General features: G+C 58.7%; 18 protein-coding genes. 8 read left to right on the top strand and 10 right to left on the bottom strand.

Going from position 1 to position 23,467, the window contains the following annotated elements; all coding sequences use genetic code 11:
• Positions 1-125 precede the first annotated feature (125 nt).
• Positions 126-977, top strand: coding sequence for a bifunctional methylenetetrahydrofolate dehydrogenase/methenyltetrahydrofolate cyclohydrolase FolD (gene folD / locus G518_RS0127580; protein ID WP_028605228.1), 852 nt, complete (start codon positions 126-128; stop codon positions 975-977).
• 67 nt (positions 978-1,044) lie between these two features.
• Here the strand turns inward: folD and G518_RS0127575 are convergent, their stop codons facing one another.
• Both G518_RS0127575 and G518_RS0127570 read right to left on the bottom strand, forming a co-directional pair.
• A complete protein-coding gene (locus G518_RS0127575; RefSeq protein ID WP_028605227.1) occupies positions 1,045-2,040 on the bottom strand; it encodes a Bug family tripartite tricarboxylate transporter substrate binding protein in 996 nt (331 codons plus the stop codon).
• Positions 2,041-2,096: 56 nt separating this feature from the next.
• Positions 2,097-3,314 carry a M20 aminoacylase family protein gene (locus tag G518_RS0127570; RefSeq protein WP_036596322.1) on the bottom strand — a complete coding sequence of 406 codons (1,218 nt, stop codon included), beginning with the start codon at positions 3,312-3,314 and terminating at the stop codon, positions 2,097-2,099.
• A 95-nt stretch (positions 3,315-3,409) separates the two neighbouring features.
• Here G518_RS0127570 and G518_RS0127565 point away from each other — a divergent pair, with 95 nt between their 5' ends.
• Positions 3,410-4,387, top strand: coding sequence for a LysR family transcriptional regulator (locus tag G518_RS0127565; protein WP_028605225.1), 978 nt, complete (start codon positions 3,410-3,412; stop codon positions 4,385-4,387).
• A gap of 66 nt (positions 4,388-4,453) precedes the next feature.
• Here G518_RS0127565 and G518_RS0127560 read toward each other — a convergent pair whose 3' ends face one another.
• Positions 4,454-5,410: a Bug family tripartite tricarboxylate transporter substrate binding protein gene (locus G518_RS0127560; RefSeq protein WP_028605224.1), complete on the bottom strand. Its 957-nt coding sequence runs from the start codon at positions 5,408-5,410 to the stop codon at positions 4,454-4,456.
• Between the two features lie 762 nt (positions 5,411-6,172).
• Here G518_RS0127560 and G518_RS0127555 point away from each other — a divergent pair.
• Complete coding sequence (locus tag G518_RS0127555) at positions 6,173-8,203, top strand: M3 family metallopeptidase (RefSeq protein ID WP_028605223.1); 2,031 nt, start codon at positions 6,173-6,175, stop codon at positions 8,201-8,203.
• Between the two features lie 195 nt (positions 8,204-8,398).
• The gene (locus G518_RS0127550; RefSeq protein ID WP_051237478.1) at positions 8,399-9,073 is read left to right on the top strand and encodes a DUF4124 domain-containing protein; all 675 of its coding nucleotides are present in this window, start codon (positions 8,399-8,401) and stop codon (positions 9,071-9,073) included.
• A 677-nt stretch (positions 9,074-9,750) separates the two neighbouring features.
• Here G518_RS0127550 and rpiA read toward each other — a convergent pair.
• Positions 9,751-10,443: a ribose-5-phosphate isomerase RpiA gene (gene rpiA, locus G518_RS0127545; RefSeq protein ID WP_028605221.1), complete on the bottom strand. Its 693-nt coding sequence runs from the start codon at positions 10,441-10,443 to the stop codon at positions 9,751-9,753.
• Between the two features lie 42 nt (positions 10,444-10,485).
• Between rpiA and G518_RS0127540 the strand changes: the two genes are divergently transcribed.
• The 4 genes from G518_RS0127540 (at position 10,486) to G518_RS38835 (ending at position 14,808) form a co-directional block, all read left to right on the top strand.
• Positions 10,486-11,547: a quinone-dependent dihydroorotate dehydrogenase gene (locus G518_RS0127540; RefSeq protein WP_028605220.1), complete on the top strand. Its 1,062-nt coding sequence runs from the start codon at positions 10,486-10,488 to the stop codon at positions 11,545-11,547.
• A gap of 94 nt (positions 11,548-11,641) precedes the next feature.
• A complete protein-coding gene (locus G518_RS0127535) occupies positions 11,642-11,974 on the top strand; it encodes a thioredoxin family protein (RefSeq protein WP_028605219.1) in 333 nt (110 codons plus the stop codon).
• Positions 11,975-12,044: 70 nt separating this feature from the next.
• Entirely contained in the window at positions 12,045-13,268 is a 1,224-nt protein-coding gene (locus tag G518_RS0127530) for an MFS transporter (protein WP_028605218.1), read from the top strand.
• Positions 13,269-13,494: 226 nt separating this feature from the next.
• A complete protein-coding gene (locus tag G518_RS38835) occupies positions 13,495-14,808 on the top strand; it encodes a class I SAM-dependent methyltransferase (protein ID WP_169458016.1) in 1,314 nt (437 codons plus the stop codon).
• Positions 14,809-14,994: 186 nt separating this feature from the next.
• Here the strand turns inward: G518_RS38835 and G518_RS0127520 are convergent, their stop codons facing one another.
• From G518_RS0127520 to G518_RS0127495, 6 genes are all read right to left on the bottom strand, one after another.
• Positions 14,995-16,437 (bottom strand): phenylacetate--CoA ligase family protein, encoded by a 1,443-nt coding sequence (locus G518_RS0127520; protein WP_051237476.1) that lies wholly within the window; start codon positions 16,435-16,437, stop codon positions 14,995-14,997.
• Between the two features lie 168 nt (positions 16,438-16,605).
• A complete protein-coding gene (rnhA, locus tag G518_RS0127515) occupies positions 16,606-17,043 on the bottom strand; it encodes a ribonuclease HI (RefSeq protein ID WP_028605216.1) in 438 nt (145 codons plus the stop codon).
• A complete protein-coding gene (locus G518_RS0127510; RefSeq protein ID WP_036596475.1) occupies positions 17,040-17,831 on the bottom strand; it encodes a class I SAM-dependent methyltransferase in 792 nt (263 codons plus the stop codon). The genes rnhA and G518_RS0127510 overlap by 4 nt, the downstream gene beginning before the upstream one ends.
• Before the next feature lie 627 nt (positions 17,832-18,458).
• Positions 18,459-18,608, bottom strand: coding sequence for an IPTL-CTERM sorting domain-containing protein (locus G518_RS39630; protein WP_084652334.1), 150 nt, complete (start codon positions 18,606-18,608; stop codon positions 18,459-18,461).
• Positions 18,609-18,671: 63 nt separating this feature from the next.
• Positions 18,672-20,594, bottom strand: a complete 1,923-nt coding sequence (locus G518_RS0127505; protein WP_028605214.1) for a DUF11 domain-containing protein — start codon at positions 20,592-20,594, stop codon at positions 18,672-18,674.
• Between the two features lie 426 nt (positions 20,595-21,020).
• Positions 21,021-23,252 (bottom strand): IPTL-CTERM sorting domain-containing protein, encoded by a 2,232-nt coding sequence (locus G518_RS0127495; RefSeq protein WP_028605212.1) that lies wholly within the window; start codon positions 23,250-23,252, stop codon positions 21,021-21,023.
• Positions 23,253-23,467 lie beyond the last annotated feature (215 nt).

The raw sequence follows: 23,467 nt of genomic DNA, 5'->3' as shown, positions 1-23,467 counted from the left end.
TTGGATGGCCTGCAATGAAGGCCTTGCGTTTCGCGTAGTGAATAAACGAGATAGTTGAGAATTATTTAACGCCCGTGGTTCCTGGACTTTCGGGCGTTTTCAATTGGAATTTTGGAGAACGACCCATGACTGCACAGATCATCGATGGCAACGCGGTTGCCAAGCAATTGCGGACCGAGGTGGCGCAGCGTACGGCTGCGCTCAAGACCAAAGGTATTACGCCCGGTCTTGCGGTGATCCTGGTTGGGGAAGATCCTGCCAGCAAGGTTTATGTGGGCAAGAAGGTTCAAGCCTGTGAGGAAGCAGGCCTGCACTCGGTGCTGGAGAGGTATGAGGCCGATCTGACCGAGGCCGCGTTGCTGGCCAGGGTAGAAGCACTCAATCAGGATCCAAGCATTCACGGCATCCTGGTGCAACTGCCGCTGCCCGCCCATATCGACGCGCACAAAGTGATCGAATCGATTTCGCCAGCCAAGGATGTGGATGGCTTTCATGTGGCCAGTGCCGGCGCACTCATGACGGGAACGCCCGGTTTCTGGTCGTGCACGCCTTATGGCTGCATCAAGCTGCTGGAGAGCACCGGCATGGATCTGCGTGGTAAACACGCCGTGGTGATCGGCCGCAGCAACAACGTGGGCAAACCCATGGCTCTGATGCTGCTGCAAAAAAATGCCACCGTCACCATCTGCCATAGCGCCACACAGAACTTGAAAGCCCACACACTGCAGGCTGATGTCATCGTGGCTGCAGTGGGCCGGCGAGACACTTTGACCGCCGATATGGTCAAACCCGGCGCCGTGGTGATCGATGTAGGCATGAACCGCAATGACCAAGGCAAGCTTTGCGGCGACGTCGATTTTGCAAACGTGAAAGAGGTCGCAGGCTGGATCACGCCAGTGCCCGGTGGCGTGGGTCCCATGACGGTCACCATGCTGCTGGTCAACACACTGGAAGCGGCCGAGAGACTGGTTGCCTAAGGCAAGCTAGGGCGTATTCACGGCCCAGGGGAAGGCAGCGCGCTTTCCCCTGCCAAAAAGCCTCAACTCAGTCGCGCATATTCGCGAACTTGACCAACTCCGTGTATTTGCTGATGTCGTCGCGCATGAGGCGGGTCAGATCTTCCTGGCCAGTAGCGGGAATTGAACCGCCCTCCTCCAGACGGCGCTGAAACGCCGGTTCCGCCAAACCGGCCTTGAGTGCAGCGCTGAGCTTTTGCGCCACCTCTGGCGGCAAACCTTTGGGAGCGGCCAGCGCGAACCAACCCGTCAACTCATAACCCTTCAGCTGGGCGTTTTCACCCAATGCAGGCACTTGCGGCAGTGTGGGGAAACGCTTGGCTGAAGTCAGGCCCAGTGGCGTGATCCGGCCAGCCTTGATGAAGGGTGCCGCGGCAGTGGGGGAAATGATTGCAAAATCGAGCGAACCACCTACCAGGTCACTGGTCAACGCTGCTGTGCCGCGGTAAGGGATGTGGGTCATGAACACACCGGCGCGTTGCTTGATCAGCTCCCCGGCAAAGTGCAGCGTGGAGCCCACGCCCGAGCTTCCATAGCTGTATTTGCCAGGGTTGCGCTTAAGCAAGGCGATGAACTCCTCCGTGTTCTTCACCGGGATTTTTGGCCCAGCCACCAACATCACCGGTGCAGTAGCCACCAGGCCCAAGGGTGTGAGATCTTGCTGCGCGTTGTATTTTTGCGCTGGATTCACCAGGCCCGTGGCCGCCATCTCGTTGCTCGAACCCACCAGCAGCGTGTAGCCATCTGCAGGGCTGCTAACCACACGTTGCGCCGCCAGCACACCTGCAGCACCCGGCGCGTTATCGACCACCACCGCGCTGCCGAGCTTAGCCGTCAGGATATCGGCCACTACGCGTGCAGCCATGTCCACCGAACCACCTGGCGCGTAGCCCACCACCAATTTAACTGGCTTCGACGGATAAGGAGCCTGCGCAAATGCCGGCAGAGCCAACGAAACGGCTGCAGCACCGCACGCTGCCAGTACCAGACGTCGTGAGAAGGAAGAGGATTGGCAAATGGTCATGGTGGGGTTTTAGTGAAGAGTGAGAAAAGCGGGCAAGGCAGGCAAAGCCACCTCGATCAGGCAGCAGGTACGAGGTAGCGCCGCACCAGCTGTACCCAGTAGCTCGCGGCGACTGGCAAGATGGCGTCATTGAAGTCATAGCCTGGGTTGTGCACCATGCAGCCCCCGGTGGCGTGGTGATCTCCCTCGCCGTTGCCCACAATCAAATAGCTACCTGGGCAATGTTCGAGCATGAAGGAGAAATCCTCGCTCCCCGTGAGCGGCTGCAGCGGCGGCAGCAAGCCGTCCTCGCCCAACCAATCCACCGCGACCTGGCGGGCAAATTCGGTGGAGGCCACATCGTTGACCAACGCGGGATAGCGCCAGTGGTAATCCACCTCCGCTGTCACCCCCAGGGTAGCCGCCTGCGATTGCACCAACGCAGTGATACGCTCGCGCAGCATGGCTCGAATCTCCGGCCGATAGGCCCGCACCGTCAAACGCATCAGCACGCTGCCGGGGATCACGTTAGGCGCGTCACCTCCATGGATTGCACCGACCGACACCACCGCCATATCGCGTGGGTCAACATTGCGCGACACAATCGTTTGCAGCGCAACAATGATGTGGGCTGCCGCCACCACAGGATCTGCCGCCAGGTGTGGGGATGAACCATGACCTCCGCGGCCTTGCACGGTGACCGTCACCGAATCCGAAGAGGCCATGAACGGGCCTTCTTTGAAACCAAACTTGCCCACGGGAAAGCCAGGCATGTTGTGCAGGGCGAAGATCGCATCACATGGAAACTGATCGAACAGCCCCTCCTCCACCATGCGGCGCCCGCCGCCCAAACCCTCTTCCGCAGGTTGGAAGATCAAATTCAGCGTGCCGTCGAATGATTTCTCCTGGGCAATACAGCGCGCCGCTGCCAGCAAGATGGCCGTGTGCCCGTCATGGCCACAAGCATGCATCTTGCCTGGCACTTGGCTGGCATACGGCAGCCCAGTGGCTTCCTGGATAGGCAATGCATCCATATCGGCGCGTATGCCTAGCCGGCGAGGCCCATTCCCCAATCGCAGCGTGCCCACCACGCCGGTACCTCCCAAACCCCGATGCACTTCGTACCCCCACCCTTGCAGGCGCTCGGCCACGAGATCGCTGGTGTTGAACTCTTCGTACGCCAATTCGGGATGGGCATGGATCTGATGGCGCAGTGCCACCATCTCAGTGGCCGTATTGGCCACGCCGGGTAGCACCTTGTCTGATGCCGCTGCTTGATCGATTGTGAAAGTCATATGACATGCAGTCTAAAAACACCAGGCATGGTTCGATAGACAGGCGTTGCCTTTCCTTGAATGGCAATGCCTTTCTTCACGCGATAATGAAACCCATGAAAGTTCACCAGCTTCGCTACTTGGCCGTTGTGGCTTCGGAAGGCAGCATCCGGGCAGCGGCGCGCAAGCTGGGCGTCACGCAGGCTACGATCACCCAAGGCCTGCGGGAGCTTGAAGCCCACGCTCAGATCGCCCTGCTGACAAGGCACGGCGGTGGAGTAAACCTCACGCCGGCGGGACTCGATCTGGTGGTCCACGCCCAGCGAGTGTTGGCTCAGTTGCGCCAGGCGGACGATGCATTGGCGCGGCACCGCGATTCCGCCACACCACAGCGCCTATCCGTTGGAATTACGCCGTGGGTCGCCCAAACGCTCATGCCCGTGACCGTGCCATTGTTCCGGCAAGCCTTGCCGCATGTTCAGTTGGAGATGTTCGACGGCCTCTCTGCCCTCGTCTACCCACGTCTGCGCGAAGGTAGCCTGGACTTGATGATTGGCCGCATTGCGCCCGATTCCGCCATGCATGGCTTGCAGGCGCTGCCGCTGTGCAGCTACGAAATGACCGTGACCGCCCGGCGCGGGCACCCTCGCGTGGCTGCGACTTCGATCGTAGAGTTGCTGGACGACGACTGGATCTTGAACTTCACTCCGGGCGAGCAAGCCAGCCTGATGGACAACCTGTTCCACCAGCATGGCCTGGAACACCCCCTGCGCCACATACACCTCGCACACTCCGCCTCACTGATGCTCACCCTGGTGCAACGCACCGACATGCTCACCTTCTGTCCTTGGCCACTGGTAGAAACCGATGGCCTGCGCCACAGCTTGGCAGCCATTCAATTAAAGGAGCCCTTTCATAGCCATGTGGTCGGGCTCATTCGTAGAAGCCACGAAGCCCCAAGCCACGCGGCCACCGTGTTCATAGAAATATTCCTGGCGCAAGTGAACGCCTGGGAAAGTTCGAGCGATCCGCAACTGCGGCGGGTACTACACACGGTGGACGTGCTGGACAGCCCTCAATGGGTGTCTTACTAGGTAGGGGAAGAGTGAAGCGCCCGCTACTGAAGTACCCGGCGCTTTCGCTTTCGATAAACCGGTGCCCTACTCGATCTTGATGTTCGCCGCCTTCACGAGCGCAGCCCAGTAAGCACGTTCCTGCGCAACGGCCTTGGCCAGCTCTTGAGGCGGTTGGAAGCTCACACTCGCACCAGCAGCCTTGGCCGATTCGATGGCCTTTGGTTGTGCCATCCCTTTTTCGAGCGCCGCCGCCAATTTGCGTACAACGGCGTCGGGTGTGTCGGCTGGGGCAAAGAGCCCTACCCAAGGATTGAGTTGAAATTTGGGAAACCCCTGCTCCACTGAGGTCGGTACGTCGGGCATCATGGGATGACGCTCTGAGCCAGCAATAGCCAGTGCGCGTAGCCTGCCTTGCTGCACGTACCCCAGAACCGCTGGCGGAGCGGTAATGAAAAACTGCACTCGACCCGCCACAAGGTCTTGCATGGCTGGCCCCGAACCTTTGTAGGGCACATGCACCATTTCGATTCCGGTGTCTTGCTTGAGGAGTTCGCTGCCTAAATGCGCCACCGAACCGGTACCTTGCGAAGCAAAACTGACGGCACCAGGATTTTTCTTGACGTACTCAACAAACTCCTTGAGCGAGTGAACCGGTAAAGAAGGGTGCACCACAACCACAGAAGGCGTGACCACCACCCGACCAATTGGCACAAACGATTCCGGACTCCATTTCAGATTGCTGAAGAGCAGTGGGTTGACGTTGTGGTACAGCGAATATGAGGCAAGCAAGGTATAGCCATCTGGCTTGGCCTGCGCTACATACGTGGCGCCAATATTAGCGCTGGCGCCCGCCTTGTTGTCTACCACCACAGTGGATTTCAGCTCTCCTGCCAGTGCCTCAGCAGCCAATCTACCAGCCAGGTCGACCACACCGCCGGGAGGTACCGGTACCACCACGGAAATAGTGCGGTTGGGAAATTCTTGAGCCGAGGCCCCCATGGTGCCGAACAACGCAGCCACAAGTAACAGGAATCTAATCATCGTGTGCCTCGAAAAAGTAAAAAGGTGCAGTGGGGCCGCCATCCATGAATGCCAGCGCCCGGCATCCGCGATAGGTTTTGCAGAGGCTCCCTAATTCATTCTATCTACCGACTTATTTGCTAAAAATATATACATATACAGAAAATAATCAACTTTTAAGGGCAGCGTTGCGCAAAAAGGCTTCCACAGCTGCGCTACCGCACCGCACCGCTCACCACGCGTTTTTGGGAGTGGAGGCATCGCTGGAATAGCTCTCTTTCCTGGAGGATTGAAAAATCCTTCACGCCCTTTGATGTATGCAAGATTTACGCCAGATCGTTCACCCAGAAATGCGTAGAGCAGAAAGAAGCGAAGCCAAAAAAGCGAACCGCAGGGCAGGTGTCGAGATGCCTGGCAGGTTGCTGAAATACTCCCCGAAGGTCCGGAAATTGGTTGCGCTTGGGGTGCCTAATCGATCAACACCTAAAAAAAATCGCTTTTGCGCCGTTTACGAGGTCACTCTCGTTGGGTGCCAGTCGTCGCGACAGTATTTCAGCAGCCTGTTAAAGCGCAGTGCGCCGCACCCAACGTCTCGGTCTATGCTCCAGTGACTCCTTGCGGAGCTTTCCAGACTGAGACTCAAGACAAGACGCCGAGACCAAGACACGCAAACGCACACGAACCCCTCCCCATTCAGGGTTGAATTTCAGCGGGGCGTTCGGCCAGCTACTATGTCGGCATCTCTGTGTTTATTTTTCCCTTTCTGCCCCCAGCTACTGCGTCATGGCAAATCCACTTCTTGACTTCACCGACCTCCCCCTGTTCGATCAGGTCCGCCCGGAGCACATTGCTCCCGCGGTAGATCAATTGCTGGCTGAATCCGAAGCTGCGCTTGAGGCGACCGTAGCGCCGGAGCTTCCGGCCGACTGGGACACATTGGCTCGCACGCTTGACGTGGTTACCGAGCGGCTTGGCCGCGCGTGGGGCGTGGTCGGTCATTTGAATGCCGTGGCGGACACGCCAGAATTGCGTGCGGCCTACAACGCTGAACTCCCCAAGGTCACCGAGTTCTGGACGCGCCTGGGCTCTGACGAGCGCCTCTACGCCAAATACAAGGCGCTCAACCCCGCCGCACTCAACAACGAACAACGCCAGGCGCTGAAAAACGCACTGCGTAACTTCGTGCTGGGTGGAGCCGAGTTGCAGGGAACAGCGAAAGAGCGCTACGCTGAAATTCAAGAGCGCATGGCCGCTTTGAACCAGAAGTTCAGCGAGAACGCCCTGGACGCGACTGATGCCTACTCCTATTACGCCACGGAGCCTGATTTGGATGGCGTGCCCGCGGATGTCAAAACCGCCGCCCGCACAGCGGCTGAAGCCGATGGCAAAAGCGGCTACAAGCTCACACTCAAGCTGCCGAGCTACCTGCCAGTGATGCAGTTCGCCAACAACCGTGCCTTGCGCGAGCGCCTCTACCGTGCCTATGCCACCCGCGCTTCTGACCAAGCAGAAGGCGACAGCATCAAGTTCGACAACGCCCCCCTGATCCGCGAGATTCTGGCCCTGCGGCGAGAAGAGGCTCAGTTATTGGGCTATGCCAATTTTGGTGAAGTTTCAGTCGCAGCCAAGATGGCTGACTCGCCCAAGCAAGTGGTTGATTTTCTGCGCGAGCTGGCAGCCAAGGCCAAGCCTTATGCAGAACGCGACGTGGCCGATCTGCGCGCCTTTGCCAAAGACAATCTGCAGCTCACAGATCCACAAAGCTGGGATTGGCCTTACATAGGCGAAAAACTCAAGGAAGCGCGCTACGCCTTCAGCGAGCAAGAGGTCAAGCAATACTTCCAGGCGCCGAAAGTGCTGCAAGGATTGTTCAAGATCGTTGAAACGCTGTTCGAAGTGGCCATTCGCCGAGACAGTGCCCCTGTTTGGCACCCTACCGTGGAGTTCTACCGCATAGAGCGCGATGGCAAACTCCTCGGCCAGTTCTATCTGGATCCGGGCGCTCGCGCTGGCAAACGCGGCGGCGCCTGGATGGACGATGTGCGCGCCCGCTGGTTGAGGCCTGACAACGGCAAACTGCAAACCCCGGTGGCGCAACTGGTGTGCAACTTCGCCGAAGGGGTAGATGGCAAGCCGCCGCTACTCACCCACGACGACGCCACCACCTTGTTCCACGAATTTGGTCATGGCCTGCACCACATGCTGACGCAGGTCAGCGAGCACGATGTCTCAGGCATCAGCGGCGTGGAATGGGATGCCGTGGAGCTTCCCAGCCAATTCATGGAAAATTTCTGCTGGGAATGGGATGTGCTCAAGCACATGACCGCTCATGCGGACACTGGCGAGCCCCTGCCCCGTGCGCTTTTTGACAAGATGATCGCTGCCAAGAACTACCAGGCAGGCATGCAAACTGTGCGCCAGATCGAGTTTTCGCTGTTCGACATGCTCCTGCATACCGAACACGACCCAGCCCAGGATTTCCAGCCCGTGCTGGATGCCGTGCGAAACGAGGTCGCCGTGACCGTTCCCCCGCCATTTGCGCGTACAGCACAGACTTTTAGCCACATCTTCGCGGGTGGGTACGCCGCCGGCTACTACAGCTATAAGTGGGCTGAGGTGCTGTCCGCGGATGCTTATGCGGCGTTCGAAGAAACCGCAGCCCCCGATGGCACGCCAAGTGTCGAGACCGGGCGCAAATACCGCCGCGAAATCCTGGAAGCCGGCGGCAGCCGTCCAGCCATGGAGTCCTTCAAGGCGTTCCGTGGCCGCGAGCCAAGCCTGGAGGCACTGCTGCGTCACCAGGGCATGGCGTGAAGAAAGTACGATAGCTGTAAGGCATTGCTGGGAAAATGCAGAGATGAATGCCATCATTGCAGGACATAGGCTTTCGCGTCTGCGAAGCGCCGGTTCTGTCATGTCTCCCTTGGGTACCTCTGTTTGAGTAGGTGCCAGTCCACTCGGGCTAAACAAGGGGGTTCGTGGTTTTTACTTGGATCGATAACGTTCTACATGCGCTCCTTGCCCGCCAATTCTCTCGTCGCCGTCTTCGCCGCGCTCTTGCTGGGTAGTGCCGCCCATGCACAGCTCTATCGATCCGTAGGGTCTGATGGGCGCGTCACCTATTCAGACAAACCACCCGCTGTAAGCACGAACAACCGCGCTCCGGGTGGTTCGGCTGGCGGCACCACTGGGGCTACCCCTGCAGGTGATAGCGCAGCATCCGGTGATACCGGCCTGCCTTTTCAGTTTCGGCAAACCGTGCAGCGCTTCCCCGTAACGCTCTACACCACTGGCGATTGCGCACCTTGCAGCAGTGGGCGCAGCTTTCTGATTACCCGAGGCGTGCCGTTCACCGAGAAAACCGTCACGACCAAAGACGATATCGCTGCCTTACGTCGCCTCACGGGCACGGACAACAGTATTCCTCAGCTCACCATTGGCGGCCAGCATCTCAAGGGCTTTTCTGATGCTGACTGGGCCCAATACCTGGACGCCGCCGGCTATCCCAAGACCGCCCAGCTACCCAGTAGCTACCGGCGCCCTGTTGCCAGTCCTCTAGTGCCGGTGCAAGTGAGGCCAGTTGGAACGCAGCCAGCGGCTGACTCTGGTGCCGAGCAGGCGCAGACTGATCCGGAAGTGGCGCCTCCCCCCTCTGACTCGAACCCGGCGGGAATCAGGTTCTGACACTCGCGTGGCGTGAGGGTCGAGAAGGACGTTCGGAGCTAGTTCATGACATATGAACAGCGGCTCTTGGAGGCAGACCTTTCAAGGTCTTGACAGATTTTTCTCCGATAGGAGAACTGAAATCTGGGGGCCGAGCGCAGCAATGGCCCGAGTGGGTATCCCACCCCTTGAGGCCGTGCCGAGGAGCGCAGGGCAAGGGGCGGGCAAGAGCACTGAAAGATGCTCTTGCTTCAAGAACTAGCTTGCGGCAGCTGTTTGAACGTAGTGAGCGAAGCGAAAGCAGTGAGTTCTGCCGCACCGCCCCTTGAACGAGCACCGGAGGGTGCCCGGAGCGCAGCGTAGGGACACGGACTTGGGGTCGCATTTCTTTGGTTCCTTGCTTTGTGCGAGCAAAGAAAGGGACTGCGCTGCCGGGCGCAATCCCGGCCTCCGACCTCAAGAGAAGAGCAGAAGGTAATTAGCAACCGCTTAATCAACGGCCGCCTGCCCTCACGCCGCAGCCGGCCGCCCCCGCCCTCTCCCAGGGGGAGAGGGAGTTAAAACCCGCACGCCGCAGCCAGCAGCCAGCAGCCAGCAGCCAGCAGCCGCAGCCGTAGCCGTCAGCGGGGCCCACCCCTCAGAGAGGGTGAAAAGTCAAAACGCCAGCAACAAAACCCAAAAGTGCTTGCCCTCTGGCCTTACTCAAAAGTCAACGTCCGCACACCACTGGCCGTTCCCAGCAAGCAGACCGCAGCCCTCTGATGAGCAAACACCCCCACCGTCACCACCCCCGGCCACTGATTCACATCAGATTCAAACGCCACTGGATCACCAATGCGCAGACCAGTCACATCGAGAATGTGCTGCCCGTTGTCAGTCACCAGAGGAGCGCCGTCCTTAAGCCGCAAGGTGGCCTGCCCACCGAGTGCGGCAAACTGCCTCACGACCCGCTGCGCAGCCATGGGAATAATTTCTACGGGTAATGGGAAAGCCCCCAGCACATCCACCAGCTTCGACTCATCAGCAATACACACGAAGCGGCGCGATTGCGCTGCCACGATCTTTTCGCGTGTGAGCGCCGCGCCACCGCCTTTGACCATACATCCACGATGGTCAATCTCATCAGCGCCGTCGATGTAGACCGCGATTTCCTCCACCACTGAGGAATCAAGCACGGGAATGCCCAAGGCCTTCAGCCTTGCGGTGGAGGCTTCAGAGCTGGAAACAGCCCCTGGAATCTGGTCTTTCATCGCCGCCAATGCGTCGATAAATTTGTTAACGGTAGAGCCCGTACCCACGCCAACGATCTGTCCGGGCACTACATATTGCAGCGCTGCTTGCCCGACCATGGCCTTGAGTTCGTCCTGGGTAGGAGCGGAGGGTGATGGCATTTGCGACAATTCCCCAAATTACTTGCAAAGAAGAATTATCCGATGCCGCTGCTCCCCTATGGCTTGGCCCGCCCATTTCTTTTCAATCTCGACCCTGAAACGGCACACGAACTGACCCTGGATGCGCTGGCCCGCACCCAAGGCACCCCGCTGGCCTGGGCTTGGTGCAATGGCCGTGTGGACGACCCGGTCACACTCGCCGGCCTGCACTTCCCCAACCGCATAGGGCTGGCCGCGGGGCTGGATAAGAACGCGCGCGCCATAGATGCCTTTGCTTCCATGGGCTTCGGTTTCGTCGAAGTGGGCACGGTCACCCCATTGGCGCAACCCGGCAATCCCAAGCCTCGCATGTTCCGGCTGCCGCAAGCCAATGCATTGATCAACCGCCTGGGCTTCAACAACGCAGGCCTGGAAGCCTTCGTTCGCAACGTCAGGAATTCGCGCTTCCAGGCCAAGCGAGACGCAAACCCGGCGCCTGGCCGAATGATCCTGGGTCTGAATATTGGCAAGAACGCTGCCACGCCCATTGAGCGGGCCAACGATGATTACCTGGCATGCCTGGCCGGCGTCTACCCGTACGCCGACTACGTCACAGTGAACATCTCCAGCCCCAACACCAAGAATCTGCGTGATTTGCAAAGCGACGCCGCGCTCGACGCCTTGCTTTCCGCCCTTAAGTCACGCCAAAGTGAATTGGCCGAGCAGCATGGCAAGCGCGTGCCTCTCTTTCTGAAGATCGCACCCGATCTCGAAGAAACGCAGGTACAAGCCATTGCCGATGCCTTGCTTCGCCACGCCATGGATGGCGTGATAGCCACCAACACCACCCTTTCGCGCGAAGCGGTCAAGGGCATGCGGCACGCGGAGGAAGCGGGTGGGCTATCTGGCAGCCCGGTGCTCGAAGCCAGCAACCGTGTTGTGCGTGCATTGAGGGCATCGCTGGGCAAAGGGTTCCCGATCATCGGCGTCGGTGGCATTCTGAGCGGAGCTGATGCCGCCGCCAAGATAGAAGCCGGGGCAGATGTCGTGCAAATCTACACCGGCTTGATCTACAAGGGGCCGGCCTTGGTTTCGGACATTGCGCGCGCATTGACCCGCAGCTGAGCCCACATCCGCTTTCGCACTCCGTCCTTTGGCTCGGAGTGCGGCGGTATCCCCCTTCCAGCAAAAAAACAGAACAACAAGGACAATACAAGCCATGGCTTATACCTCCAGCTCCGTGCCCGAAATCCTGACCCCGACCCTTTCTGAGGTCGAAGCGATACAAGGTCCGCTGGTGCTGGAGTTCGGCACTGGTTGGTGCGGCTTTTGCCGAGGTGCTCAACCCATCATCGAGCAAGCGCTGCAGAACTACCCGAACGTACAGCACATCAAGATCGAAGACGGACCGGGGCGAGCACTGGGGCGCCATTTCAAGGTCAAGCTCTGGCCTACGCTCGTTTTCCTGCTGGATGGAAAAGTGCAGGCGCAGTTGGTGCGCCCCACGCAAGTACAAGACCTTAGCGACGCCCTGAGACTGATTGCGCCTTAAGGTCCTCTTCCCCTGCTGATCCGCTTCGCCCAATTACGCCCGTCACCCCGGCTTCCAGTTCATCCGTCACATGTTCCGCACACTCCAAGGCCCGCATGTGCTGGGCATTACGCTGGCCGCCGCTGGCATCATGATGGTCACCATGGGCGCCCGGCAATCGCTGGGCTTGTTTGTGGGCCCCCTCAACACGTCTACCGGTCTGGGGCTGGCCACTATCAGCTTCGCACTGGCGATCGGGCAGTTCGTATGGGGAGCAGTACAACCAATCGCAGGCGCCGCCGCCGACCGCTGGGGGCCCAAGCCCGTACTGACGGCGGGCATTCTGATCCTTGCACTGGGCTGTTCAGTCGCACCATTCATGAATTCAGGCATGGGTTTGACCATCTCCCTGGGTGTGCTGATGGCCATGGGCGCTGGGGCCGCAAGCTTCTCGGTTCTCATCGGCGCTGCCGCGCAGCGTCTGACACCTGAGGCACGCGGCGCGGCATCGGGCGTCATCAACGCCGGCGGCTCGTTCGGACAATTCGTGTTCGCGCCAGTCATGCAGAAGCTGATCCAGATGCTGGGATGGATGGGTGCCATGTGGTCTCTGGCGGTGTTCGTACTGGCTGCCCTGCCCCTCATTGGCAAAGTAACCAAGGGAAACCGGGCTGCTCACGTCGTGCATGCAAGCGAAGACACCGGTCTGAAGCAAGCGCTGAAGACGGCACTAACCGATCGCAGCTACCTGCTGTTGCATGCGGGGTTTTTTACTTGCGGCTTCCATATCGCGTTTTTGGTCACCCACTTGCCCACGGAGGTTGACCTGTGCGGGCTTCCGCCGTCGGTCGCGAGTTGGTCATTGGCACTGATCGGCTTGGCCAATATTGTGGGCAGTCTGGTGGTGGGGCACCTGGTCGGACAATACCGAAGCAAGATGATCCTGGCGGTAATGTATGGCTCGCGCGCGGTTTTGATCGTGTGGTATTTGATGATGCCGCGCGAGCCGTGGGTGTTCTATGTGTTTGCAGTAGGCCTGGGCTTGACCTGGCTGGCCACGGTGCCGCCAACGGCCGGTTTGGTGGGCAAGCTGTTCGGTGTGCGGTATTTGGGGACGCTTTTCGGTCTTACGCTCCTGAGCCACCAGACCGGCGGTTTCCTGGGCGCATGGCTGGGCGGCTTGGCCATCACGGAGCTGGGTAGCTACGAGCTCATGTGGCGCGCAGATATTGCGCTGGCTCTCCTGGCCGCCGTACTCAATCTGCCAATACGCGAGAAAAAAATCGGTGCCCAGCCGGCAGCGATCAGTGGGTGAACTCATCCACCCGGCTCTCTCCATTTTTTGCACCTGAGCCCCTAGGAGTCTGCGCGGCTGGGCGCCCCCGGCAGAAGGGCGCTCTGCCGTGCGGTCACAACCAACGGCTATCCGAGAGAGACAGTTTGGGTTTCTGAGGTCCGCTGAAAAGCCAACTGCAGGTGCTGCAGTAGATATCAGAACGTATTGACGATCTAAGAACGTGTTCATGGGAGTAGGGATAGAGATGAATATTCACCAGCGGTTGTGGGAATCCGCTTGCGGGATCGAAGATGAGCTCGCATGGCGTCAAGCCATGCCTGCACAGCCGGAGGCAGCTCTTGAAATGAAGTTCAACGGCGGAGTGGCTCCCGCGGTGGCGAACCATTACTCCAAAATCGTCACTTCTGGCAGGCTGCCAGAGGCCGCGAAAATCCTGGATTTGGGCTGTGGCTTCGGGCGAATTGCCATGGCGCTGGCTAACAGAATTGGACCTGCGGCGCAGTATGTCGGGCTTGACCCCAATGTGGAAGGGCTTGCCTGGGCGCAGCGCCATATCGCCACGCGACATCCGAACTTCTCGTTTCGGCGAGTGGATATCAAGAGCCTCCCCTACAACCCCACAGGTACCGTGAACGGTAGCGAATTCCGCTTTCCGTTCGAAGACGCCAGCCTGGACCTGGTTTTCATGATCTCGGTCCTGACCCACGTCGATCTTGCAACCGTAGAAAACTATGTGCGCGAAGCCGCAAGAACACTCAAGGCCGATACTGGCCGCCTGGTGACGACCATCTTCCTTCTGGACGACGAAGTTGATGACCTGCTTGCTGAAGGCAAGGGCCATTTCACGATGGGGTTTGGCTACGGCGAAAGCCGGGTTGAAAATCCGGCCAATCCTGAGCTCGCCATTGCTCATCCACGCCAAGCGGTACTCGACATCCTGGACCGCGCTGGTTTTGCGCACCACACCGTATTCACAGGACACTGGAGTGGCCGGGATTCCATCTCACCCCTGGATTTCCAAGACCTGGTCATAGCTGACCGCAGCCCAGGAGCGGTACATAGCACGGCCTCGTCAATCATCCCCCCAGTGGAGGATGTGAGTCCTGGTGTGCAGCAACTCTACGACCGGATTACCGAGCTAACGAATGGCGATGAAGGGCAGTTCGGACAATTCATCAGCTGGTCCAACACTTTGGCGTTCAACGCGCTCTGGTGGCAGCACGATGGCCTGACGCTTGCTCTTGCCGACGACACATCGACCGAAGCAGACCGGTGGCACCTGCGTTTTCACACATGGAGTCAGCTTGGACTGGAGAATATTCGCCCTGATGACTCAGCCCCTCGCGGAGCATTCCACACGCTTGATGACATCGGCATGGTCACACTCTTGATCCGGACTGAACGTGCGGTGCTTCGCCATACCTTGCTGTCGTCCCTGCAGGAAGCGGCTGCAAACGGATTGCTCGTTCTCGAAGCGATCAGAGCAGGAAAGAAGCTGGTTCTGCGCTCCCCTGACTGCCCCCCTCTGCCCGCGCCCATACCTGCATTCGAAGCTTGAAGCAGGGAACCTAGTGTCGTGAATTGGAAATTCGCTGAACAAATCCGTCGAAAATCGGCGCCATGCGGCGTCACCTAGGCGGCCCCACAACTCCTCGCGATACCACTCGGTATCACTGCGGTTTGCTCCTTGCCTGACACCGATTTCGACAGATTTGTTTTTTCACCGAACTTCCAACTCACGACACTAGGGCGTCTTCAGCGCTACCCTGCAAGCCTTTCCACTTCGCCCGCGGGGCACTTCACAGCCTGGCTCCCCAATCACGCGGATAGGCTTTGCTCCTTGCGCCAATGCAAACGCCTCCAGGGCAATGCGGCAACGCTCGATTGCCGCCGCCGCTTCCGGGCCTTGCAAAGGCAGACGCACCACCAAGGTGCTAGGCTCCCGCTGCTCCAGCTGGAAGTCAAAGACCCGGCACTCCTCCTCCAACACCGTGCACAAAGCCAGTGGCAACAGACTGACCATCTGGCCGCGCCGGAGCCCCGGCACTCGGAAGGTATCGTCGCCCCGGCCCTGTACCTGGATCACCGGCAGCGATGAGCCGCAGGTGCACCGCCCTCTGTGCATGCTGATCTGATCGCCAAGGTTATAGCGGATGAGCGGCTGCACATGATTCGCCAAATTGGTAAGCAGCACGGTATGCGAGAACTCCCCAGGTGGCGTGGGGCGGAACTGTTCATCGACCGGCTCCAAAAGCAGCCAGTCCTCATTCACGTGCAAATGCCCGTGCGCACATTCCCAAGCGATGGGCAGGAACTCTGATGCTCCATAGCTGTTGCGCACCGGCGCCCCGAAAGCGCTGGAAATGCGAGCGCGGGTAGCGGCGCTCAGCATTTCTCCGCCCGTCATGATGCTGGTGGGCCGAATGCGCAGCCTCCCCTGCTCGGCCTCTTCAGCCAGCATGGCAGCGGCACTTGGGTAAGTCGCCAATACCATGGGGGCATAGTCATTCAACTGCTGAACCAGCGCATCAGTCGGCTGCTGAATGCTAAAGCCCCGGGACTTGGCTTCAAGCCACGGGTTGATTTTGCGCAGGCGATCAAGGCAGCATATGCTGGCGAAATGCCCGCCAGTAGCGGTCACCATGGCATAGCGATCTCCCAGCCCGAACATATCCAGTGGAGAGAACGCACCGAACATACTGGCCTTACGCCCTGGCGGCTTATGGCGCACCGCCTCCAGCGCGTCATAAACGGCCAGTGCCTGTGCGTCTTGCACAAAGATACCCGGCTTGCCACTGGTGCCGGAGCTTTCCCATACCATGTACTTACCCAGCCAAGGCTCGCCCATGCGCTCGGGATCAGCGGTGAAGGCCCGCAGCGCCTGGAGATCGAGCTCGGGATCAGTCACCCACTCAGAAAAACGCCCCATCAACTCATCGCGCGTCACGGGTGGCAGCTTCAGCCAGTCGCTCTGCCGAATCTGATTTTTGCCCAGCCGCTCCCTGTACAAAGCAGAGCCAGCGTGGGCCACCTCGATCAATCGGGAAAGTCGTTGCTGCTGAAGCCCCGCCAGCACGGAGGCAGACGCGTGGCCGCCAGCGATCACATCAAGCGTAGCGGCTTGCAGACGCAGCGGATCAAAAACAGGCTTTGAAAAGGCTTGCCCAACGGCGCGGTGATAGTGCATTTTTTTGTCTCCAATAGGTTGGCCTGTGCAGCTCTTGCGGCTATCTTGCGTCCAATCAACACCATCGCATTGATGTGCATCAATTGTGCTTCCTTATGAAGATCATCACCAAGGCCTCAGAAAAGGCTCTCAGCGCGGCTACTCCGGGAACGTGTTCATGATCGCCCGTTATCTCTTGGGAACGCCTCTATTCGCGAGCGCATCCGCTCGTTCATTGCCCTCGTGGCCGGCGTGGCCCTTGACCCAATGCCAATTAATCTGATGCCCGCTGGTACTCACCACAGCATCGAGTTTTTGCCATAAATCGACGTTCTTTACCGGCTGCTTGTTCGAAGTGCGCCATCCTTTGGCTTTCCAACCGTGGATCCACTCGGTGATGCCTTGGCGCACGTACTGGCTATCAAGATAAAGCTCCACCTGGCAGGGCCGCTTGAGTGCACTCAAGCCTTCGATCACTGCCGTCAATTCCATGCGGTTGTTGGTGGTAAGCGATTCACCGCCAAACAACTCTTTTTCGTGATTGCCCGAGCGGAGCAGCGCGCCCCAGCCACCGGGACCAGGGTTGCCCTTGCAGGCACCGTCTGTGAAAACTTCTATCTTGTTCAAGGTCTCTTTTCCGTGATTGTCGGTGTAGGTGTGCGATTGGCGATGGAGACCGGCGCCCCCACCACTTTTGGAGATTTTTTCCAGTTTTGGCCCATGAGTTTGGCGCCACGAGTGCGCTTGACTGCCATGATGAAATACCCGGCACCGAAGATTGGCCACCAACGCTGGCCCAGTTTGTCCATCCATCGAAAACGTGCCAAAGTGCCAGCCCCCCGTACGGCGGGAAGGTAACAACCAAAGCTGATCGACTCCAGTTCGAACTCAAGCAGCCGCAGCCAATCACTAAGGCGCCAATGGCCAATGAACTGGCCAGCATCCGGCAGGAAAAGGTGCTCCGAACCAAAGCGTCCGTAGAACCGGGCACGGTATTGGCGCAAGCCCCATAAACTGGCGGGGTTAAGCCCGGTAATGGCTACTTTACCTTCGTGGACCAACACACGCTGAACTTCCCGTAGCGCCGCGTGGGGGTCACTGCTCAACTCCAGTGTGTGCGGCAATACCACCAGGTCCAGGCTGTTTTCCGCGAATGGCAATGCTGTGGCATCCGCCACCATCGCCCAGCGGGGTTCCCGAGTGGCCTCTTCCAAGTGCTTAAACGCATCAGCGGCCAGCGGAGTCTCCACAGCCATCCATCGATGCGGCATACGGTTGGCATGCAGGGCATCAATATCAATAAGACCCAACTGCAGGGCGTGATAGCCAAAAACATCAGTCAGGGCTTCATCAAACCGAGCCTGCTCCCAAGCCAGAAGATACTGGCCCGGGGGTGTTTGAAACCAGTCATGCAAGCCAGTCATCGTGCTTTATAGCCACCTATTGAAATTAATGAAGAATTGCTCGCACTCATCGCTCTCCGTTGTAACCACGTGGGGCCGCAGTCTGCCGATGTGTACAGGGCTAGGATGATCGGCCATGAAGAGCCGCTTTCCTGAGCAGGGGGCTCTGTATGCCTCGCCTGCATTTTAGGGCGTGTGCCCAATCGCTCGTGAGAGTATGGCGGGAATGCTCCTGCTCTGCCACCCCAATCACCAGAAGTTGGGTGCGGCCCCCTGCTTGTCTGCAACGACAAGCATAGCCACTACCGTCTCGTCCGATGGCACTCCCCGAGTTAGACAGTCAGCGTTGGGGAATAAGCTCCCCGGACATGCCGGCAGGTGTCCTTCCCTGATGCGCAGCCGTAGGAGCGCTTGCACTACTGCGGTTCGGGGCTCTCTGCCGTAAACATCATGAGATCCCCCGATGCCCGGCTTTAACCGTGCACCGCGTGACGGATTGTTCTGATCGGTGGCGAGAGAAGCCGAGCGTGTCCTGAACTTTCCTATTTATAGGGCACTACGGGTCCTGAACTGCGCTGCTCGCGTTAGCACCTCCCCGCCAGCGTGATAAGCGCCTGCTAGGTTTGGTGCCTCCCCCAATCAGATCCTGCGAGCGCGGTGCAAACGCATCGCCGTGAACCCAGCCAGAACAATGGAGAGCAAGATCAATGCCCACTGACCAAGCGTTGGCACCGAGGTGACGGCCGATCCATTCGTGTCGCTATCCGTGGCCGTATTTACTTCCTGCACCGTGTCGGGAAGGGTGAAGTAAAACCGCCCCCGGAGCGCTTCCGAGGGGCAGTTTCATACCCATCACTTGCCGCGTTGGCGGCGGCGTAGTGCCAGGCCGCCCAGGCCGGCGCTCAGCAGGCCCAGCAGACCCAGACCAACAACGTCTAACGCGGGCACCGGAGTTGGCTTAAGAGGTGCTTGGGGAAGCATCACAGTGTCTGTGGCGCTATTGTTTCCGGGAGTTGGGTCACTCAGTCCTGCCGGCGGCGTGATGGTCGCCGTGTTGGCTATCGCGCCCGTGGCTGTGGGCGATACCGTAGCGGTCAGTGTGTACGTCACGCTGGCCCCTGCGGGTAGGTTCACGGTGTCGTTGATGTTGCCGCTACCCGATGCCGTGCAAGTGCCACTGCCCGATCCAGCGCAAGTCCAGCTTGCATTCGTGAGTGCTGCTGGCAATGTATCCGTCACCGTTGCACCTGTTGCTGCTACCGGCCCAGCATTGCTTGCAACCACGGTGTAAGTCATTGTGCTGCCCGGTGCAGGGTTGGCCGAGCTGTGGGTTTTCGTAATGGAGAGATCCGCTGCGGGAGGGGCTCCCGTACAAGCGGCCGTCACATAGAAGTCCGCAAGCACGCCCAGAGCGCAAGCACCACCGGCACAGTCATTCCTGGCTTGTCCACCATCCAGCCTGAAACCAATGGTGTTCTGACCTAGTGCGAACCCTGAAATGGAGGGTGTAGTAGCTTGGGTCGCGAAGACGCCATAACCGTTGGGCAGATACGTGCCACCAAGGATCGAAGTCGGCCCGGACGCCCCCGCAGGTTGCACAAACAGGGAGTTGCCATAGTCGTCAAAACTGAACCGGCCGTCGAGCTTGATGCTGGCCAGATCCACGTTGTTACCCACCGTGATGGCTTGATTCATTACGAATGCCGCACCGTCAACACCCCCCTTGGATTGGCCGATAGCAGCCGGATAGGGAACACCGGGAATGTCAGTGGTGTGAGGGTCCGTCGTGCCCGGACTGATCCAGCGGGCACTGGTTTCAGATCCAACGGGTAAACCAGCCGGCTTGACGTAGCCGCGAAATAGATAGTCGTCAAAAAGGGGCTGCTCGACGTTCTCCAGCGCAGTACCTGCCGCGTTGGTACGCCAGAGCCACTTCCAGTCGCGGGCATTCGTTGTGAAGGGGCCAATCCTTACTATCTCGCCCGCCTGGCTACCCACCGGGCAGCTAAGGGGGGCAGTGGGCTGTGGAGCCACGGGCGTCAGACAGTCGGCCGTGATCTCGAAATCGGCGACCACGCCTCCCGGTTGGGCGGTGTTGAGGTCTTCGCTGTAGATAGACAGGCCAACGGCGTTGTCACCGTAATAGAAACCCAGGCCGTTGACGCTGCCGTCCACTGAAATGTTGGCCGGCGCACCCCAACTCCCTCCAAGGAGGGCCGTATCACGCACCCAAGGCAAAGCGGCGGTGTTGGCAATACCTCCAGGCAAGGTGGCCGGTTTGACCGAGAATCTTGCGAGGTTGTCCGCACCGCCACGGCCGGTGATCTTGATGCTCGCCAGATTCACATTGGTGCCAATGTTGATGGGCTCGCTATAAATAAAGGTAGCGTGGTTGGTCACCCAAGCGCCTTTAGCTCGGTCACCTCTGGTGGTCACGAGGGGGTACCCTCCCTCCGCGACGGTTCCAAACGATAGCCACTTGGCAGCGATCGGCTGCGCGATGGTCGCCGGGTTGAACCATCCATAGGTAGCTGAGATGAAATTATCAACGGTAGCGGCCTGCGTATCTGCTGGGGAAGTGCGCGCATCTGTGGTCCATTGCGCCTTGTCGGTGGTGGCGATGCGCAGCGGGGTACTGCCAGGGCCGCACGTGAGTTGAGCCGCTTGCACACCGCCCATAGCGCAGATGCCCAGCAACGCCACGGAAAGCGCTGACGCCTTCCGAACCGCGCGCGAACCACCGCGAGTTTCTATCAATCGTGAAACGAGTTCCAAAAGACACCTCCAAATATAAGAAAAAATTGAAAAAACCAACTGATACGTCTGGCCGCCAATCGCGGCCGTCTGATTTATTGCGTCGAGATACCACGCAGTGCACGACGTGCCATCAGGCCCGCCAAGAGCTCAGCCAACGAGAGCATCCAGGGGCTTATCCATAGGAACCGGCGTAGACACCAAAGGCGCAGGCGGGAGCGGTCCTGTATTGATATCGATCGCGGTGCTGTCATCCGAGTACGGGTCCACGTTGTCCTGAAAATCGCGATTTGAATTTGAGAATTGACTAAATCCAACAACGCGACGATGCCAACCTTCGCCTTTGGTCCACAACGGACCACCGAAAAAATACCTACCGATTGCTTCGCCGGCCATCTCACACAGCCGGAAAGGTCTGTGTGAGATGCAGTTGATCAATCCACTGGCTTATTGCGTATTCCGACGGCGGAATCCCATCACACCCAACAACGTAGCTAACAAGCCCAACATCCAGGTACCGAGCGTAGGCACGGGTGCCACGGTCACTGGCACGGCCGTCACCTGAACAGACTGACTCACCTGGGTTGCCGAAGTGAAATACGCGTCACCCTCTTGGTTTGCCGCGATCGTGCAAGCGCCAGTGCTCAGGACGCGCACCGAACTGCCCGTCACCGTACATACGGTCGGCGTGAGGCTTCTATAGGAGACAGGCAAACCAGACGAGGCAGTGGCTGCTGGCGCAATCTGGAACGTACCTCCGGTCACCACGGTTTGCGCACCGGCGGTTTGCGCAGGGAAGTTGATGGTTTGTGGGCTTTGCACGACCACGCTTTGCGTCACCCGCGCTGCGGCGTTGAAGGCAACCGCGCCAACGGTGCCACCAGCCTGATCAGCCGCAATGGTGCAAGCGCCACCGGTCAGCGGCGTTACAGTCATACCGGAGACCGTGCACACCGTGGGCGTCAGACTGCTGTAGCTCACGGGCAAGCCGGAGCTAGCCGTTGCCGCAGGGCTGATGCTGAAAGCACCATCAGCCACGTTCTTCGGAGTGGCTTGAGCCGGGAAAATGATGCTCTGGTCTGGCGGCGCATCGATTTGCATGCTTTGCCGAACAGGTGTGGCAGCACTAACGTCGTAGGTAGTACTGCCGATTGTCTGCTGGCCCGGCGCGGCGTTGGCTTCGAGAGTGCACAGCCCCGTTACTGCAGGAGTAACCAAGGTCACCGCACCAGTGGAGGTATTCACCGTGCACACTGAAGGCGTCAAACTTGTATAAGTTACGGGCAGATTCGCGCTGCTAGTAGTGGGCGGTACAGCAGGAGCCCAAGTAACGGAAGCGCCATTGATCGCCGAATACACCGCAGGGTCTGGCGCCTCGAAGTTGATAACCTGCGTGGTGGGATCCAGCTCCGCCAAGCGAGCAATGCCAATGCGGGCCTTCCCAGCCACGCTCCTGAACTTGCCGCCCATATAGACCGTGCCATCACTGTTTGGCAGCACCGACCATACCCAGGCATTTGCGCCGTACGAAGTGTCGAAACTACTATCGACCGTTCCATCTGCGTTAAGGCGTGCAATGCCCTGACGAACCACATCCGTGCCAATCACTGCGCCCGAAGTAACGTCACGCTCCCCCACGCGAGTGAAACTTCCGCCTATGACGATCTTCTGCTCACCGCCAACGGTTTGCAAAGCGATGGAAGCGCCCCAGTCATTAATGAAAGACCTGAAACCGGGATCTGGTGATCCATCTGGGTTCAGCCGCACCACCCCCCGGTGAACTTGGCTTGCGAAATTGAGAGGACCCCCGTTGAGAAGGATCTTGCCGTCTGTGGGTTGCACGGCAATTTGATACACCGGGAACGAGCCGCCCCAAGAACCATTCACCACTCCGCTGTCGCCAGAATTCGGGACGAAAGTGCTGTCCAACGTTCCGTCAGTGTTCAAACGGGCTACGCCCCGGATGTCTGTGCCCTGCACATTGGTGAATGACCCAGAGATCAGGATTTTTCCGTCACTTTGCAGCTTGACGTCTTCGATGTTGCCGTTGGAGCCAGTGCCTACATTAAAGCTTGTGTCGAGTGCGCCATTGGCATTCAAACGGGCAATGCGATTGCGCGCCACGCCGTCGATCAGCGTGAAATAACCGCCAATGACAATTTTTCCATCAGCTTGAACTGCAATACCACGCACGTTATGGTTGGATTTCACACTGCCTGCCGGTGCATTCTGAAACGTATTGTCCAGAGTGCCATCTGCATTCAGACGGGCAATTCCCCAAATGGTGGTATTTGCGGAACTTCCAGTCGGCCGAACCGAATGGAACTCACCTCCGATAAGGATCTTTCCATCACCCTGAATAGCAATGGCCTTTACAAAAGCATCGGTAGCGACCTTGAATGTTAGATCTAGCGAGTCGTCCGTATTGAAACGGGCTATGCCTTGATAACCAGGCTCCCCTTCAACAGTGTTGAACAGGCCGCCAACCACAACACGATTACTTCCATCCTTAACCATCACCATGGTTTCAAGGTTGGTTCCTCCGTTTTCGCCGAAATTGTCGGGCACGTAGATGGCCGCATTCGCCATACTCAGCGCACAAGCCCAGGCCAAAATTGCGACCGGAACAGCCTTCAGAGCAGCGCCGGAGCCACCAACACCACTAGCAAATGACTTCATAAATCCCCTCAGTTACAGATGAAACGACCGATGAACGCATGGCATGGCCCCTCACATTGAGCACACGTAAAGCGACCGTGGATTTCAAATTTTCCTCGTAGACAGATCTTCGCTTGCAACTCTTCAGTTGTGCGTCCGCCTAGTGCTCTCCTCACGTATGCGAGGCTGCTAGTTTTCCAGGCCGATTTATACAGAAGGCATCAACTTAGTTTCTT

The sequence above is a fragment of the Ottowia thiooxydans DSM 14619 genome (assembly GCF_000422885.1).
Lineage (GTDB): Bacteria > Pseudomonadota > Gammaproteobacteria > Burkholderiales > Burkholderiaceae_C > Ottowia > Ottowia thiooxydans.
The sequence above is the reverse complement of the archived record's forward strand: the minus strand, read 5'-3'. Positions and strand labels throughout refer to the sequence as shown.

Bases quoted from the DNA above. Each gene is read 5' to 3' on its own strand.
- folD (WP_028605228.1), top strand. From the start codon at position 126: ATGACTGCACAGATCATCGATGGCAACGCGGTTGCCAAGCAATTGCGG.
- G518_RS0127575 (WP_028605227.1), bottom strand. From the start codon at position 2,040: ATGACCATTTGCCAATCCTCTTCCTTCTCACGACGTCTGGTACTGGCA.
- G518_RS0127570 (WP_036596322.1), bottom strand. From the start codon at position 3,314: ATGACTTTCACAATCGATCAAGCAGCGGCATCAGACAAGGTGCTACCC.
- G518_RS0127565 (WP_028605225.1), top strand. From the start codon at position 3,410: ATGAAAGTTCACCAGCTTCGCTACTTGGCCGTTGTGGCTTCGGAAGGC.
- G518_RS0127560 (WP_028605224.1), bottom strand. From the start codon at position 5,410: ATGATTAGATTCCTGTTACTTGTGGCTGCGTTGTTCGGCACCATGGGG.
- G518_RS0127555 (WP_028605223.1), top strand. From the start codon at position 6,173: ATGGCAAATCCACTTCTTGACTTCACCGACCTCCCCCTGTTCGATCAG.
- G518_RS0127550 (WP_051237478.1), top strand. From the start codon at position 8,399: ATGCGCTCCTTGCCCGCCAATTCTCTCGTCGCCGTCTTCGCCGCGCTC.
- rpiA (WP_028605221.1), bottom strand. From the start codon at position 10,443: ATGCCATCACCCTCCGCTCCTACCCAGGACGAACTCAAGGCCATGGTC.
- G518_RS0127540 (WP_028605220.1), top strand. From the start codon at position 10,486: ATGCCGCTGCTCCCCTATGGCTTGGCCCGCCCATTTCTTTTCAATCTC.
- G518_RS0127535 (WP_028605219.1), top strand. From the start codon at position 11,642: ATGGCTTATACCTCCAGCTCCGTGCCCGAAATCCTGACCCCGACCCTT.
- G518_RS0127530 (WP_028605218.1), top strand. From the start codon at position 12,045: ATGTTCCGCACACTCCAAGGCCCGCATGTGCTGGGCATTACGCTGGCC.
- G518_RS38835 (WP_169458016.1), top strand. From the start codon at position 13,495: ATGAATATTCACCAGCGGTTGTGGGAATCCGCTTGCGGGATCGAAGAT.
- G518_RS0127520 (WP_051237476.1), bottom strand. From the start codon at position 16,437: ATGCACTATCACCGCGCCGTTGGGCAAGCCTTTTCAAAGCCTGTTTTT.
- G518_RS0127495 (WP_028605212.1), bottom strand. From the start codon at position 23,252: ATGAAGTCATTTGCTAGTGGTGTTGGTGGCTCCGGCGCTGCTCTGAAG.